This window comes from Dyella humi, assembly GCF_044904605.1.
GTDB lineage: Bacteria > Pseudomonadota > Gammaproteobacteria > Xanthomonadales > Rhodanobacteraceae > Dyella_B > Dyella_B humi.
Genome location: NZ_JADIKI010000022.1, coordinates 1,006,827 through 1,020,051, shown reverse-complemented (window position 1 = coordinate 1,020,051; position 13,225 = coordinate 1,006,827). Strand labels below are relative to the sequence as shown.

Below are 13,225 nucleotides of genomic sequence, written 5' to 3'. Positions count from 1 at the left end.
TAATCTTTCGGTCGCCAAGGAGATACTGCATTGACCGCGCACCCCACGGATGCCTACCTCGCCCGATTCCAGAAAGTGCTCGCTTATATCGACGCGCATTTGTCCGAAGATCTTACCGTTGCACGGCTCAGCGACGTGGCGGCGTTCTCGAAGCACCACTTCCTGCGACAGTTTTCCGAACTGTTCGGGATCGGCGTCTACAAGTACGTGCAGTTGTGCCGGCTAAAACGCGCCTCGTACCAGCTTGCCTTCCGCAATGATCAACCGGTCACCGACATCGCCCTGGACAGCGGCTACGACAATGCCGAATCGTTTTCCCGTGCCTTCAAGAAAAGCGCCGGACAAACACCGAGCGAGTTTCGGAAACAACCGCAGTGGGAACCTTGGCACGACATCTACGAACCGCTCACTGCGCTAAGGATCCGATACATGCAGACCGAAACACCATCCTGCCAAGTCCGCACTATGGATTTTCCGGAAACCCGCGTCGCCGCGTTGGAACATCGCGGCGATCCCAACCGCATCGGCGATTCCATTCGCAGCTTCATCGCCTGGCGCAAGCAGCATCACCTTCACCCGAGTCGGCACGCCACATTCAATATTTTCTACGACGATCCTTATCAGGTTGCGCCGGCCGATTATCGCTTCGATATTTGCGTGGCCTTGGATCGCGATATCCCGGACGATGAGTCAGGCATTGTGTACAAGACGCTTCCTGCCGGGCGCTGCGCGGTGCTCAGGCACGTCGGCTCGGACGATCATTTGTACGCGTCCATTTCGTGGCTTTACTCCGATTGGTTGCCGCAGAGCGGCGAGGAGCCACGAGATTTTCCGTTGTTCGTGCAGCGTGTTCGGTTCTATCCGGATGTGCCGGAGCATGAGGCGGTTGTTGATATCTTTTTGCCGCTGAAGTAGCTCAGCGTTACGCAGAAACTTGTTCCATGCAGGGCGGAATCTTCATCCGTCGTGGAATCCGCTCCCTCCCCTGCTTGCAGGGGAGGGTTGGGGTGGGGTAAGTACTCGCCGGAAGCTTTCCCGCAAGGGTTCACCCCCTCCCAACCTCCCCCTGCAAGCAGGGGGAGGGGCTTGTTTCATGTTTCGCTTTAACTTCTCCAGAACGTTGCAAATTTTTCCGGACAGCAGTGGGCCCTCGCCGAGGCGCTTTTCAACAGCAAAGCTGGTCAATGATGACTGAGCGATTAATCAACGCCGTGCAGTCTTACCACCCGCCGACAATGCGGCAGGCCCAAGCATCGCCAATGCCTGCTCCGCGCTAAGCCGCCTTGCCTCTTCCAGAACATCCACAGGCACCCAATCGGGATAAGGCACATCGTGCGTTTCGTGATATCCCTTGGCGGTATGTTCCTGATGCACCTGCGCGATCCGCCCTGGTTCAAGACGATCCGCAAGCCGCACCAAGGCCGGCCACAGCCGCCGATGCACGAACGTCACCTTTCCGTCGACAAAACGGCAAACCAGGATATCGGGCGATTCTGCCAACTGTTGGAATATCGAAAAGATGTGGTGACTCTTAGGATGCGCCCACCAACTTCCCTTGATCGGTTCCCCGGCAATCACTTCAGCCATGCGCGGCACAGAGCCGCGCGCGGCGGCCAGCACCATACCGTGTTCGCGGATAAAGGCCATGGCTTGCTCAAACTTCATACCCGTGCCTCAACCCAGCCTCATCGCGAACTTCAAATTTACTGCCTAAGCATGCAAAGCTTGCGCCCTGTCTTGCCATGAAACCCACACGTGAAACGCTTTGTCATTCATCTGTCGCTGGCGGTCTTCTTCGCCATGAGCTTTCCATGCACCGCGGGCGCTACCCAACAGGCCGAGCTGCAAAACAAGCTGCAAGCACTAGCCAAGCGCGCATCACCCGGCCTGTTCGGCATTACCGTGCTCGACCTGCAAACCGGGCAAACCTGGAGCGTTAACGCCGATCGATCTTACCCCATGATGAGCGTATTCAAGGCGCCGGTCGCGGCAGCGGTACTCGGTCGCATCGAGCATGGCCAGAACACCATGGATCAAACCGTCACCCTGCACAGAAGCGAGCTGGAATCGGGCACCATCCACGACCACTTCCAGGGCAAAAACATGACCTTCACGGTAGGCGTGCTGCTGACTTATGCCGTGAGCAAGAGCGACAACAGCGCCGTGGATGCCTTGATTCGGTTCGTGGGCGGCCCTTCCACTATCGAGCATTATCTTCGCGCACATGGCATTGAAGGCATGCGCGTAGACAGAGATGAAGCGGGCAATACGCGGCTGTTCAACGCGCTCGCCTCCGGCGAGACCTTGCCGCCGGATAAGACGCCAATTCAGCAGCATCGGCGTCTGCTACGCGGCTATCGCATATTCATGAGCGATCCGGGCAATCGCAGCACACCGGATGCCGCCGCCGCATTCCTCCGCAAGCTCTGGCGCAACGAACTGCTTTCCCCTGCTTCCACGCAACATCTTTTGAGCCTGATGTACGGGCAAAGCGTCCCTAGCCGCCTGCGAACCGGGCTTCCTGCCGGCGTGCGATTGGCCGACAAGTGCGGCACCTCCGACACCGTCGACGGATGGACCGCTGCATACAACGACATCGGCATCGTGACCTGGCCGAACGGCCACGCCGTAATCATTGCGGCGTTTCTTACCGGCTCGAATGCTTCGGAAGCCGAGCGCCTGCGTCTGTATACCGACCTGGCCCGGGACGTTACCGCAGCAACTCATCCATGAAACTCAGCCCTCCAACACGTTCGCAATAAGCCGCTCCGCCGGCAAAAGATTCGCTTCAAGCCCGTGCGGCAAGGCATGCCGCTCGATCACGTACTTGGCCGCGTTGATAACCACCTCGACATGCCCCGGCTCTGACTCGATTACCAATGCTTTCAAGGGAAGATCGATACCCGCAGCAGGGTTGTCGAGCATCAGCGGCGTGCCGGACGCGGGATTGCCGAAAAGGATTAGCGTAGTGGGCGGCATGGACATTCCCACTGCCATGGCTTCGGCCTGTTGATCGATGGTGGCAAAAATCTTGATGCCGCGATCGGCAAAAGCGGCTCGCAGCCGCTGCACGGTGTCGTGGAAGGGGAACGGGCTTTTTAAGCGTAGCACGCCCGAATTATGCGAAGAAGTCATGCTTCACCTCGTCAGTGATCGGCGTGCATGCGCCTGATCCTTACCGTGCTGCCGTCCTCGTACGTGACTACGAAGGTGGAGCCCTCGTGCGATTGCTCTTTTACCGGCACCGGAGCCTCGGTGCGCGCGGCCAGCAACGCTTCTCTGTTATACGCCGCCAGCTCTCCGCTGGGCATCAGCACCATGGGCGGGCTGAAAGGCTCGAAACTGGTGTAGAAGTGCTGATCGTTGCAGTCGTCGCAGCCCATGGTGGAGGCAAGCGGCAATCGTTTTACCCAAATCCAATACTTGTTCTCGTGCTTGATCAGAATGCGATTAGCGTCGTTCTGGATTTCCGTAGCCACGCCGCCGGGATGCCATACCCGTACCACGCTGGCCCGGCTGCAATCGGCGGATGCGCACTCCTGCACCACGAGGTAATCGTCGCCGGCCAGATAAACGGGCTCGACGCTGAGTACATCCTCCGCTACCAGGGGTTGTGACGGAAACACGATGGAAGGTATGCGCGGATCGACCTTGAAGTCGCCCGAGATGAGATAGCCGCCGTGGTGCGAGGTATATGCCGGTGCCGTCACATTCACCGGCGACAGCGTCTTCTGGGCCATCGCCAAGCCGGGCAGACAAGCCGCGGCAACTATCCAGGCGCGCCATGATGTGGTTCCTTTCATGCGAACTCCTTGCCAGGAACAGGAACGACCGGCAGATCGTACATGCCGAGTCGCCCAAATACATCGTCTGGCGCCAGGCCGATGCATAGCCCGGCGCCGCTCCTGGCTTGGTATACGCCCTTCAGATGGATATGCAACTTCACATACGTGGGCGTTACCGTAAAATTCGCCCGCTCGAGCGACGGCCTGCCTATCAAGCTCAAAATGCAGATCCTCGGCTGCGCTATGTGTTTTCCAGCATTTGCTTGATGTCGCCAAGCGCGTATCCCCAGAAGAACTCGGCGTGCTTGTAGGCCGCGTAACTTGGAAGATGTTCGTGAAGGAGCGTAAGCAGCGTGTCTTCGGTGCGCGCGTCCAGGCGAAACATGATCACGCTACGGTTTTCCGGCGTATCGGGAAGACCTGCCGCCTCGCTCCAGTGGCTGTATTTGAGCCGCCGGCCAGACTCGGCAACAAGCACCGTTCCGCGATCACGATAGAGCTTGTCCAAACCCGGCATCTTCACGGTATAGGCGATATCGCTGCCGGGTTGCCATGTGGATTCCACGCGCGCGCCCAGCATCCAGGCCGCGATCATGTCCGGCTCCGTAAGGGCGCGCCAAACGTTTTCGGGTGTGGCGGCAATGCTGATGGATTGTTGTATTGGCTGATCTGTCACGGCAGAAGTTTCCAAATTTTTTAGCCTGGAACAATGTGCAGCTCGACATCCCATGTCTGCCGCATACATCCACGTAGGCTGGGATGTCCGTTCTTGCCTCATCGTCATTCCGGCGAAGGCCGGAATCCAGTTTAAATACGCGTGCGAAGCACTCAAAGCCAAATAATGCGTGCTTCGCACGACGTACCGGACTGGATTCCGGCCTTCGCCGGAATGACGGTAAGGCTAGATCAGTCCGCGACCAAAGCCGTGCTTATCGCCACCGCCGCATTCTTGCTATAAATGCTCGGTCCAACCAAAGACATCAACCGGGGAGCAAACATGTCGAAGCATCGGTTCCAGCGCCTAGCAGCGTTGTGCGGCAGCCTGTTAATGGTTTGCGCCATCGGCGCATCTACGGCGGTGGCCGATAGCACATCCGCGCCAAAAACCGCCGATCACGCGTGGCTGCTCAAAGCCGATCGCGTATTCGACGCACGCAGCGAACAAGCGCACGCTGGCTGGGTGGTGTTAGTGCAAGGCGACAAGATCGCTGCAGTGGGCCCGGCTTCGGATGTGCACGCGCCACCCGGCACGCAGACCATCGACCTACCCGGTACCACCCTGCTGCCTGGCCTGATCGACGCGCACTCGCACATCTTCCTGCATCCGTACAACGAAACGCTGTGGGACGATCAAGTGCTGAAGGAAACGCTGGCCTATCGCACCATTGAAGCCGTGCAGCACGTGCAAGACACCTTGATGGCCGGCTTCACTACCCTGCGCGATCTCGGCACGGAAGGCGCCGGCTATTCCGACGTCGACGTGCAACGCGCCATCAATGAAGGGCTGATCCCCGGCCCGCACCTGTTCGTCGCCACGCGCGCCACGATCGCCGCGCACTGCTATGGCCCTGGCCCTGACGGCTTTCGCACCGATCTCAACCTGCCGCAAGGCGGTATTCCGGTCGCCGGCGTTCCGCAAATGATCGACGCCGTACGCGACCAGGCCGGCCACGGCGCGGACTGGATCAAGATCTACGCCGACTACCATTGCGGCAAAGCCAAAGGCGCCATGCCCACCTTCAGCGAAGAAGAACTCAAAGCCGGCGTCGAAACCGCCCACTCGCTCGGTCTGCCCGTCTCCATGCACTCCACCACCGCCGAAGGCATGCGCCGCGCAGTGCTCGCCGGCGTCGACACCATCGAACACGGCTACGGCGGCACGCGCGAAGCGTTCGAGTTGATGAAGCAACACAACGTTGCCTACCTGCCGACGCTCGAAGCCGAAGCTGCCTATGCCGAATACTTCCACGGCTGGAAACCCGGCGAACCGCCCACTGCCGACATGCAACAAGCCGCCAACGCCTTCAAATTCGCCATGCAAGCCGGCGTCACCATCGGCTGCGGCAGCGATGTAGGCGTATTCACCCACGGCACCAACTACAAGGAACTGGAATGGATGGTGCGCGACGGTATGTCACCTGCCCGCGTATTGCTGGCGGCGACGGCGGTGGATGCGAAGATTCTGCGGCAGCAGGATAAGTTCGGGCAGCTAAAGGCAGGGCTCGATGCGGATGTGATTGCGGTACAAGGGGACCCGACGCAGGACATCAGCGCGGTGGAGCATGTGCCGTTTGTGATGAAGAGTGGCGTGATTTATAAGCAGCAAAATCAGTAGATGTTTTCTCCACAGTTAAGGCTACATATCTTCCTCACCGTCATTCCCGCGAAGGCGGGAATCCATTTTGATCTTGGCGCGTGGGCTGAAATCTCAGGATCGTAGGCCGTAGGCTGGGATGCCAATCCCAGCTTCTATCCGACGAATTGCTGGGATTGCATCCCAGCCTACGGGTTGACCAAGTTCAACGCTTTCAGTTGAGTCTCAAGCTCATCCATGGAACCCCAGGGGAGTATTGGCGAGTTCTTCCTTTCATCCGGTGGATTCTTCAACAACCCATCGGACCAACCACCACAGCCAACGAGTGGCAGCAATGGTCGGTGATGCAGCCACGCAAGACAGACCTCAGAGATCGTGCCCGCACGACCTCCTATGACAATGCATGCGTCACCGGCGAGCGCCATAAGCAGATTTCTCGCATCGCCCATTCCGCTCGGGATGACAACCGTTGCTGGCCAGTCCGACGCAGGCATCTCCGAATCTGTGATGATGCTCACCACCAAACCACCTGCCACATGCCCCCGCTCCGCTGCAATACGGGTAGCTGGACTACCACATCCACTGACAATGGTAATTCCCAAGCGAGCAAGCAGTTCCCCAGCATGTCCAGCCAAGTCGTATGCCTTGGATCCTGGTTCCGCGCTTCCCAACACGCAAACCTGAGGTCGACGAATCTTGTTGATCATGTTTTCTCTTGGCTTAGGGAAAACGCAATGCATTAGGGGCATCAAAGGACCGTACTCGCGTATCACTTCAATGACGCCAACGATATTGTCGTTCAGCGCCTCAAGTTCCTCTGCCGGCACCCACCATTCCGTATGGTGAGAGGCACCCACCTGCTGGATGGAATATTTCGACATGAAGTCGGCCCGTACCTTAAAGCGAGTCACGGCGCCATATTTGCTGTCCGCGACGTTCCAGCGCTCGGCGATTTCGGATGCATAGCGTTCGTTGGTAACGGGATAAAAGATGGGTTGCTCTGGAAGCCTGGGAGGCCAGCGACGAAATCCGCCTTGCCGGAGCAACTCGAGTTCCTCCGGCCCCACTGGCCGGAACAAAACCACCGTGGCCTCGCTTTCGATCATTTGCCTTATGTCCTTGTGGAGCGTTTGAGCGTCGCTTCAGGTACGCACGATAAATGGCGTTCCACACGACGGTCAACGCATCAGCTTCCAAACCTGTTCCCGCTGTCAACGTCACCGTCAGTGGCTGAAAGATGCTCGCCATCTTCATGAGCGCATACTTCGAGAGCCGCCTTACCCCCTAAATGGAGTTGGTGAGCGTTAGCCTTTTCGCTTTGGTCAAAAATCAACGCAGAGGGAAGCTATGGATCGCCAGAACCGCAAACGTCAGCTCATCGTCTTCTCCCGTGTGATCGCAACAGGATGTGCACTTCTATGCGCGTGCTCTGCATCCATCGCACAGAGCTCCGATTTACCCAAGAGGACTTCGTCACCTCATGGGGTCTCGCCGCACTTCTTTGGCGTCAACATCGAGAACAGCTATATGACTCCTCCGGTCCTCTCGTGGACCGATCCCATGCTGCAAAGAGCGGTTAAAGAGGTCGGCATTCAGGCCATCCGCTTTCCTGGTGGCGATGTGGGCAACTACTGGGACTGGCAGAAGGGAGCCGTTTACCCGCTGGGCAAGGCCAGTCAGACGCAAGACACCCTGAGTGCCCTGCTCAATCTCACTCGCGCCACCGGGGCTTACCCCATCTACAACTTGAACGTCATGACGCTGGACAATGCGATCCTGCATCGTGCCAATCTTTCGCAAGGCATCGCGAACCAGCTTCGCATGCTGGATGCAGCACATGGCATGAAACTTCCTGTTGGAGACCTAGAACTCGGTAACGAATTTTTCTGGAGTTCACCGGACCACGATCAGGCCTTTCCCGCAGCCGCCGACTATGCGACTGAAATGAATCAGTGGACTGCGCGCCTGAAGCAAGAATATCCCCGTGCCCAAATCGCCTCCGTAGGGTCCATTCCTTCTTCAGGCGATGCGCGCACCAAGAACTGGAACGGCGCCGTTGTCGGCAAGATCCATGATGTGGACGCCGTCACGCTGCATCGCTATGACAGCATCATCGATGGCGGGATATGGGATGGGACCTCTCCGGACGCGGTGCTGAGCAATGTGTTCACCGATTGGGAGAAGATCGTCGCTGGTGAATTGCACCCGATCGAGAAAGCCAAACTTCGTGTATGGGTGACCGAGTTTGGAGGATTGCAGGACTGCACCTCCAAAGCGCAATTAACGGGCACTTGGCTCGAAGCGCTCTATCAGGCCCAGATGGCCATCCAGTTCCTCTCGACGCCGTCTATCGACCAGATCGAGCTTTACAACATCACGGGAAGCACTAGTTCGCTGATGTTTCAGAACACGTCGTCGTATTGGAATGCTTGTCAAAGCAAAAGCATGACCTTTCATGCGACCTACGGTGACTTGACCGCCACGGGGCAAGCCTATGCGCTCTTCGGCGGTGCCCTAAAGCAGGCAAAATCTGTCTACTCGATTGCGTTTCCCGAAGCACCCATGGTCCGTCCGAAGTCAGGGGCACCGTATCCCTCGGTTACCGGCATTGCACTAACAGGAGAAACGAACCAATGGATTCTCATCAACCTCTCGTCTCGGCCGTTGACGTTGCGATACCTAGGAATGGGGCAAGGGACCATGGAAAGTCTCTATGCGCCTACTTTGACGACGATGGTTACCTCAGAGCATGTGCTGACGCATGAGACGCATGCCTTCGATGGTCGCAGCTTTGTGCTGCCTCCATTTTCCGTGAACCGGATCGTTGTGAAACATCCCATCCATTGAGCGATGCGCCCCTTTCGCACAGCCTGGGTAGGCACTACGAATTCTCTAAAGCACCCGGCAGTAGATTCACGCCCGATAGCTAAGGATAAGAAACGTCATTGCCGTAGATGCAGAGGTGCTCCTTATGGAATCAGGATTTACGATTATCTTCCATTGGCTCAATCAGAAAATAGCCTTCTTTGACATAAGGTGGCGCGGTATCCGAATTGCCAAAAACGCGAACTTTTCGGTTCAACAATTGAAGTTCTGGCTTGCTATTGGTCACGCTTAGTGGCCCAGAAAAGCATGCGTCCTTTCGGGAAACTTTGGTTGTAGCGTGTGCATCAACTTTATATAGACCTTTCACAACGACTACACCGGATAGTTCGATGATCTCAGGATTTTCGACATAGCCGCACGAAGGATTGCCGGGCCCTGTCTCGCATTCTTGTTGCCCGCCCGTGGAAATGATATTGGTTACCGTTCCCTCAAGTATCCAGCCAGCTGATTCCTTACATGCCTGCATCGAATCGCACGACATGTTGTAACACCCGTGGTGCGCAAGCACGCTTGACGACATTAAAGCCAGCATGGATACGAATGCCAAATAAATTGCAAAGCGCATATGTTTCCTAACGTTGGAGTTGAGCGGCGCCGTAGGCGTCGGCTTGAATGAATAGTTAGACGCTACCTGCGCCATGATGTTACTTGACCAGAAATACGCTCTGAAACGAGCCATGCTACGCAGCCCATGCCAGCCAAAGCTGACAGAAAGATTGCGCCAAAAACGACCATGTAAGCGCCATCCCACCCAAGCTCGAGAAATAAGAACGCTGGCAACATCAGCAGTGCCGCGAAACCCCACAGTAAAATACCCGTTACCCAAGCCTTTGGCAGGTGACCAGGTATTCGGCTTTCCAGTTTGCGAAGGACTGTAAGCATTTAACGCCTAAGTTAGGCGGCGCGGTACGCGCGTCCGCTTGGACGAACAGTTAGAGCCTGCCACGACGCTTAAAACAAAGCCAGATGGCAATGCCCGCAAGCACTGCAGAAGCTAGAAAGACCCCGTACCCGGCGATAAGAAGCTGCGAAGCGCCACGACAATACCACTCGGATGAGGAAAGGCTACTCGGGCCGCAATGACTAAAGCTCGTAGGCTGGAATGCCAATCCCAGCTTCCGTTTCACCCTGTAGCGATGCTGGGATTGCATCCCAGCCTACGAGCTCTTGCCCGCAGCATAGAACGCTAGCCCAAGACAGACGGCGATGACAAGGAACGAAACGACCGGGACCAAGAAAACATATCTCCAAGACAAGAATGCAGATGCCACCGATGCCAGAAAAAAAGTGCCTATTAGTGGGCGAACGCGATTTGCATCAACCCTTGCAAGCGATGCCAATTGCCACAAGGCAACCGCCTGTGCCAGCAGGTAGACGCTTAAGATGAAACCGAAACCGAGGTAGAAGTCTAAGTACGTTCGGCTGACGCCCGAAGCATCGAAGTGAAAGGATCTCATCGCGCCAAGCACTTCTGTTTCTCCCGCAGGAGACCAGAGGCTCAAGCCACCCAGGGAGTGTCCCACGGCGAAGAGGAGTGTGAGGATTGATGCGACTCGCAATAGAAGTGATGGTTTCATATGCATGGATCCTATTGTTCGAGATACCTAACGCCAGCACTCAGCAGCGAGCCGGACCCCGACTGGAGCGCGTTATTGGGTATTCCGGGTGCTCCATCGCCAACTGTCTCCAGATTCGCGCACGAATTTCGCCCAAGCGTACCGCCAGGGAATGGTGACTACAGAAATCACCACCCCCATGACGCAAGCCTGTATGGACTCGGCGGTTCCCGGATCGATCTGGTTGGCACGCCATAAAGGGAGAGCGATGGCAAGCAACCATATTGACTTCCACGTCAGCTCGAAGAAGAGCAGCGGCAGCATCTTGATGGGATATCTGACGCCCAACATAGCCAAGACCTGCACGCCAGCAAGCAGGCCGAACGTATCGCCATACTTCAGAGCCCACGCATCGGTATGTTGAATCATCTTTGGCCAGACCATGAAGGCGAGCCCGACCGCAATCAGTAAGTACGCGGCTCTCAGTACGTACAAACGGAATGTTGATACCTCGGACATTGCGCACCTCGATATCGATGTGATGGAGGAATGCCTAGCCCTTGTGTTAAGTGGCGACGAAAGCGTCCGCTTGGACGAATAGCTAGAAGCCGAACCCATGCTCGACCCAGATTGACTGGTTCGGATGGTGCTGTTGAATAGTATCAATGGCACCAGCAACGTCTAATGGGTCACTAAGATCGATTGCTATGGTGAAGTTTGTGACAGAAACCCCTTGGGCGCGAAGTTCAACTAACTCACCATCGGACAGAACCCCGTTGTTAACCCAGATCGCAAAGGGAAACGTGCCAAAGCTAGCTTTGAGCTGATCGTAACCTTTGCGTGTCAATACGAAATGAATCATTTCACTTCTAACACCTTAGCTCGTTGGCTGGGATGTCAATCCAAGCTTTCGTTTCACCCTGCAGCGATCCTGGGATTGCATCCCGGCCTACAAGCTAGCTAACCGGCGCGGGTATTTTTTTCGCTCGTGCCCGCGTCCGTGTCAAACTCTGGTTAGTTTTCCCGACGTGGTCCAGTATTCGCCCGAGCGTGTGACGGGAGAACATCATCATTTCCTCAAACTCAAATCGCTTATCCTTTGACCTTTCTTGCATTTCCCACATCATTGGATGATGAGTCATTCGATCAATGAGCATGATAAAACGTTTCAGAGCATCAGCCGCGTCGGGATGGCCCGATTCCAATTTCCTATAGACTTCGGCGCCCACATCGTATAGCCATGGGAAATCCTCTTTGAAGAAACTACTAATAATTAGTATTCCAAGGTTGTCGCCGAGCTCCTTACTCGTCATGTGCAACATTTCATCCATAAGTCCCGGATGCATTCGTCGCATGCGTTTTCGATTAATGGAATTTTCCGGGTCCACCCTCCGCTCAATACGACCTGGTAGATCCTGGAACATTACCTTTATTTCCTCGAATATCTTTGCAACCGATGCCTCTTCCTTCTTTTCATCAGAATTCTTATCTTGAGGCAACTTCTGTTTTTCCAGAAGCGGCGCAACTTTCTGTTTAAACGCTTCCACCTGCATCTTGACTACATCGCGGTCTGGCTCAGCACCAGGAATACGGCCCACAAGCTGAATGACAAGTCGTGTAAGGGAATCCACTTCATCGTCTAGGTTCTGAAACTGCGCAAACGGCCCCGACGCCGCGGCTGCAAGAGGAACACCGAGAGCTATACCTTGAACTGGGGTGTTCAATTTTCCCTTTGCGACACCTGCTTCAAACAGTATCCACGGGCGATTAATGCTGTAGGGAGTGAGCAAACACACGACATCTGAAGCGGCTTCTAGCTTCTTCATGATTTCCGGATACCACTCGATTCCATACTCAATGCCTTGATTTCCTTTTTTGTCCGAAGAGCGAAACGATTTGAGTACACCAGCACTAACACTGCCAATGAGTCGGCTGAAAGCTTCTGCAATTTCGGCGTCCCGCGAATCATGGCTGATGAAGACAAGTGCATTCGGCCTTCTGGCACCTTGCTCTGAAGAGGACTGCGAATCGAGTTGTTGGTCCATAATCTGACCTCATGTAAAGGAAGCTAGCGCCTGAGTTAAGCGGCGCCGGAGACGTGCGTTTGGACAAATTGCTAGACATTTGACGGCGCGGTATTACTCGACTCCGTTTGCTTTGATGGCAATGCGGAAACGAGGAGCGCAGAAATATTTGCTGCTCCAAGCAGAACGATTGCGCCAACAGCAGCACTTGCGACCCCATGGTTCACATATGCCAGCGCAGAAGCACCGATTGAGTAGTAGCCTTCATGAACGTTGTACGCTGTGACAAAATTATTTAAGCCGCTGAAAATTTCATAAGCACCGAGATAGCGCAGTACCAGTGTGAACCACATCCGGGGTGACATTTATTGCATCTCCTTGCTGATGATGTCTAGCGCCTGAGTTAAGCGGCACTGTAGGCGTCCGCTTGATTGACTAATTAGATGTGTAGCGAAAACCACGTGCCAACCGCGGAGCCCGTTGCTGCTAAAACTCCCACGAGCAATGCGAAGGCATTTGGTGATAGCGGCCGCCATGTGCGGACACCATCAGCTATTGCAATACCGGCTGCGATTCCAACAGCAGCCCAGAGCTGAAATGCGTGCGCAGAAAACAAGCTGAGTACCAACATGGCCACAACGACAGCAAGGAAAGCACTTA

General features: G+C 55.7%; 15 protein-coding genes and 1 pseudogene. 4 read left to right on the top strand and 12 right to left on the bottom strand.

Annotated features, from left to right (window positions below):
- Positions 1-30 precede the first annotated feature (30 nt).
- A complete protein-coding gene (locus ISP18_RS09485; protein WP_380009992.1) occupies positions 31-915 on the top strand; it encodes an AraC family transcriptional regulator in 885 nt (294 codons plus the stop codon).
- 288 nt (positions 916-1,203) lie between these two features.
- Here ISP18_RS09485 and ISP18_RS09480 read toward each other — a convergent pair whose 3' ends face one another.
- Positions 1,204-1,665 (bottom strand): hypothetical protein, encoded by a 462-nt coding sequence (locus tag ISP18_RS09480; RefSeq protein ID WP_380009989.1) that lies wholly within the window; start codon positions 1,663-1,665, stop codon positions 1,204-1,206.
- A gap of 90 nt (positions 1,666-1,755) precedes the next feature.
- On the opposite strand from ISP18_RS09480, the gene bla reads away from it, so the two are divergent.
- Positions 1,756-2,733 (top strand): class A beta-lactamase, encoded by a 978-nt coding sequence (gene bla, locus ISP18_RS09475; protein ID WP_380009986.1) that lies wholly within the window; start codon positions 1,756-1,758, stop codon positions 2,731-2,733.
- Between the two features lie 3 nt (positions 2,734-2,736).
- On the opposite strand, the gene ISP18_RS09470 is transcribed toward bla, so the two are convergent.
- From ISP18_RS09470 to ISP18_RS09460, 3 genes are all read right to left on the bottom strand, one after another.
- A complete protein-coding gene (locus tag ISP18_RS09470) occupies positions 2,737-3,135 on the bottom strand; it encodes a DUF302 domain-containing protein (protein WP_380009983.1) in 399 nt (132 codons plus the stop codon).
- Between the two features lie 11 nt (positions 3,136-3,146).
- Positions 3,147-3,803 (bottom strand): hypothetical protein, encoded by a 657-nt coding sequence (locus ISP18_RS09465; protein ID WP_380009980.1) that lies wholly within the window; start codon positions 3,801-3,803, stop codon positions 3,147-3,149.
- Positions 3,804-4,026: 223 nt separating this feature from the next.
- Positions 4,027-4,515 carry an SRPBCC domain-containing protein gene (locus tag ISP18_RS09460; protein WP_380011014.1) on the bottom strand — a complete coding sequence of 163 codons (489 nt, stop codon included), beginning with the start codon at positions 4,513-4,515 and terminating at the stop codon, positions 4,027-4,029.
- Between the two features lie 267 nt (positions 4,516-4,782).
- Between ISP18_RS09460 and ISP18_RS09455 the strand changes: the two genes are divergently transcribed.
- Positions 4,783-6,120 carry an amidohydrolase family protein gene (locus ISP18_RS09455; RefSeq protein ID WP_380009977.1) on the top strand — a complete coding sequence of 446 codons (1,338 nt, stop codon included), beginning with the start codon at positions 4,783-4,785 and terminating at the stop codon, positions 6,118-6,120.
- 167 nt (positions 6,121-6,287) lie between these two features.
- On the opposite strand, the gene ISP18_RS09450 is transcribed toward ISP18_RS09455, so the two are convergent.
- Positions 6,288-6,806: an SLOG cluster 4 domain-containing protein gene (locus tag ISP18_RS09450; protein ID WP_380011011.1), complete on the bottom strand. Its 519-nt coding sequence runs from the start codon at positions 6,804-6,806 to the stop codon at positions 6,288-6,290.
- A gap of 51 nt (positions 6,807-6,857) precedes the next feature.
- Positions 6,858-7,205, bottom strand: a pseudogene (locus ISP18_RS09445) (ADP-ribosylation/crystallin J1); the annotation flags it as partial.
- Positions 7,206-7,446: 241 nt separating this feature from the next.
- On the opposite strand from ISP18_RS09445, the gene ISP18_RS09440 reads away from it, so the two are divergent.
- On the top strand, positions 7,447-8,946 hold the full coding sequence (locus ISP18_RS09440; protein ID WP_380009974.1) for a hypothetical protein: 1,500 nt from the start codon (positions 7,447-7,449) through the stop codon (positions 8,944-8,946).
- Between the two features lie 130 nt (positions 8,947-9,076).
- Here the strand turns inward: ISP18_RS09440 and ISP18_RS09435 are convergent, their stop codons facing one another.
- The 6 genes from ISP18_RS09435 to ISP18_RS09410 form a co-directional block, all read right to left on the bottom strand.
- Positions 9,077-9,790, bottom strand: a complete 714-nt coding sequence (locus ISP18_RS09435; RefSeq protein WP_380009971.1) for a hypothetical protein — start codon at positions 9,788-9,790, stop codon at positions 9,077-9,079.
- A gap of 352 nt (positions 9,791-10,142) precedes the next feature.
- Positions 10,143-10,562, bottom strand: a complete 420-nt coding sequence (locus tag ISP18_RS09430) for an LIC_13387 family protein (RefSeq protein WP_380009968.1) — start codon at positions 10,560-10,562, stop codon at positions 10,143-10,145.
- Positions 10,563-10,634: 72 nt separating this feature from the next.
- Positions 10,635-11,060, bottom strand: a complete 426-nt coding sequence (locus ISP18_RS09425) for a hypothetical protein (protein WP_380009965.1) — start codon at positions 11,058-11,060, stop codon at positions 10,635-10,637.
- An 82-nt stretch (positions 11,061-11,142) separates the two neighbouring features.
- The gene (locus ISP18_RS09420) at positions 11,143-11,403 is read right to left on the bottom strand and encodes a hypothetical protein (protein WP_380009962.1); all 261 of its coding nucleotides are present in this window, start codon (positions 11,401-11,403) and stop codon (positions 11,143-11,145) included.
- A 94-nt stretch (positions 11,404-11,497) separates the two neighbouring features.
- Positions 11,498-12,586, bottom strand: coding sequence for a hypothetical protein (locus tag ISP18_RS09415; RefSeq protein ID WP_380009959.1), 1,089 nt, complete (start codon positions 12,584-12,586; stop codon positions 11,498-11,500).
- Between the two features lie 71 nt (positions 12,587-12,657).
- Entirely contained in the window at positions 12,658-12,930 is a 273-nt protein-coding gene (locus tag ISP18_RS09410) for a hypothetical protein (RefSeq protein WP_380009956.1), read from the bottom strand.
- Between the last annotated feature and the right edge of the window lie 295 nt (positions 12,931-13,225).

Coding starts and splice junctions, on each gene's coding strand:
- ISP18_RS09480 (WP_380009989.1), bottom strand. CDS start 1,665: ATGAAGTTTGAGCAAGCCATGGCCTTTATCCGCGAACACGGTATGGTG.
- ISP18_RS09470 (WP_380009983.1), bottom strand. CDS start 3,135: ATGACTTCTTCGCATAATTCGGGCGTGCTACGCTTAAAAAGCCCGTTC.
- ISP18_RS09465 (WP_380009980.1), bottom strand. CDS start 3,803: ATGAAAGGAACCACATCATGGCGCGCCTGGATAGTTGCCGCGGCTTGT.
- ISP18_RS09460 (WP_380011014.1), bottom strand. CDS start 4,515: ATGGGATGTCGAGCTGCACATTGTTCCAGGCTAAAAAATTTGGAAACT.
- ISP18_RS09455 (WP_380009977.1), top strand. CDS start 4,783: ATGTCGAAGCATCGGTTCCAGCGCCTAGCAGCGTTGTGCGGCAGCCTG.
- ISP18_RS09450 (WP_380011011.1), bottom strand. CDS start 6,806: ATGATCAACAAGATTCGTCGACCTCAGGTTTGCGTGTTGGGAAGCGCG.
- ISP18_RS09440 (WP_380009974.1), top strand. CDS start 7,447: ATGGATCGCCAGAACCGCAAACGTCAGCTCATCGTCTTCTCCCGTGTG.
- ISP18_RS09430 (WP_380009968.1), bottom strand. CDS start 10,562: ATGAAACCATCACTTCTATTGCGAGTCGCATCAATCCTCACACTCCTC.
- ISP18_RS09425 (WP_380009965.1), bottom strand. CDS start 11,060: ATGTCCGAGGTATCAACATTCCGTTTGTACGTACTGAGAGCCGCGTAC.
- ISP18_RS09420 (WP_380009962.1), bottom strand. CDS start 11,403: ATGATTCATTTCGTATTGACACGCAAAGGTTACGATCAGCTCAAAGCT.
- ISP18_RS09415 (WP_380009959.1), bottom strand. CDS start 12,586: ATGGACCAACAACTCGATTCGCAGTCCTCTTCAGAGCAAGGTGCCAGA.
- ISP18_RS09410 (WP_380009956.1), bottom strand. CDS start 12,930: ATGTCACCCCGGATGTGGTTCACACTGGTACTGCGCTATCTCGGTGCT.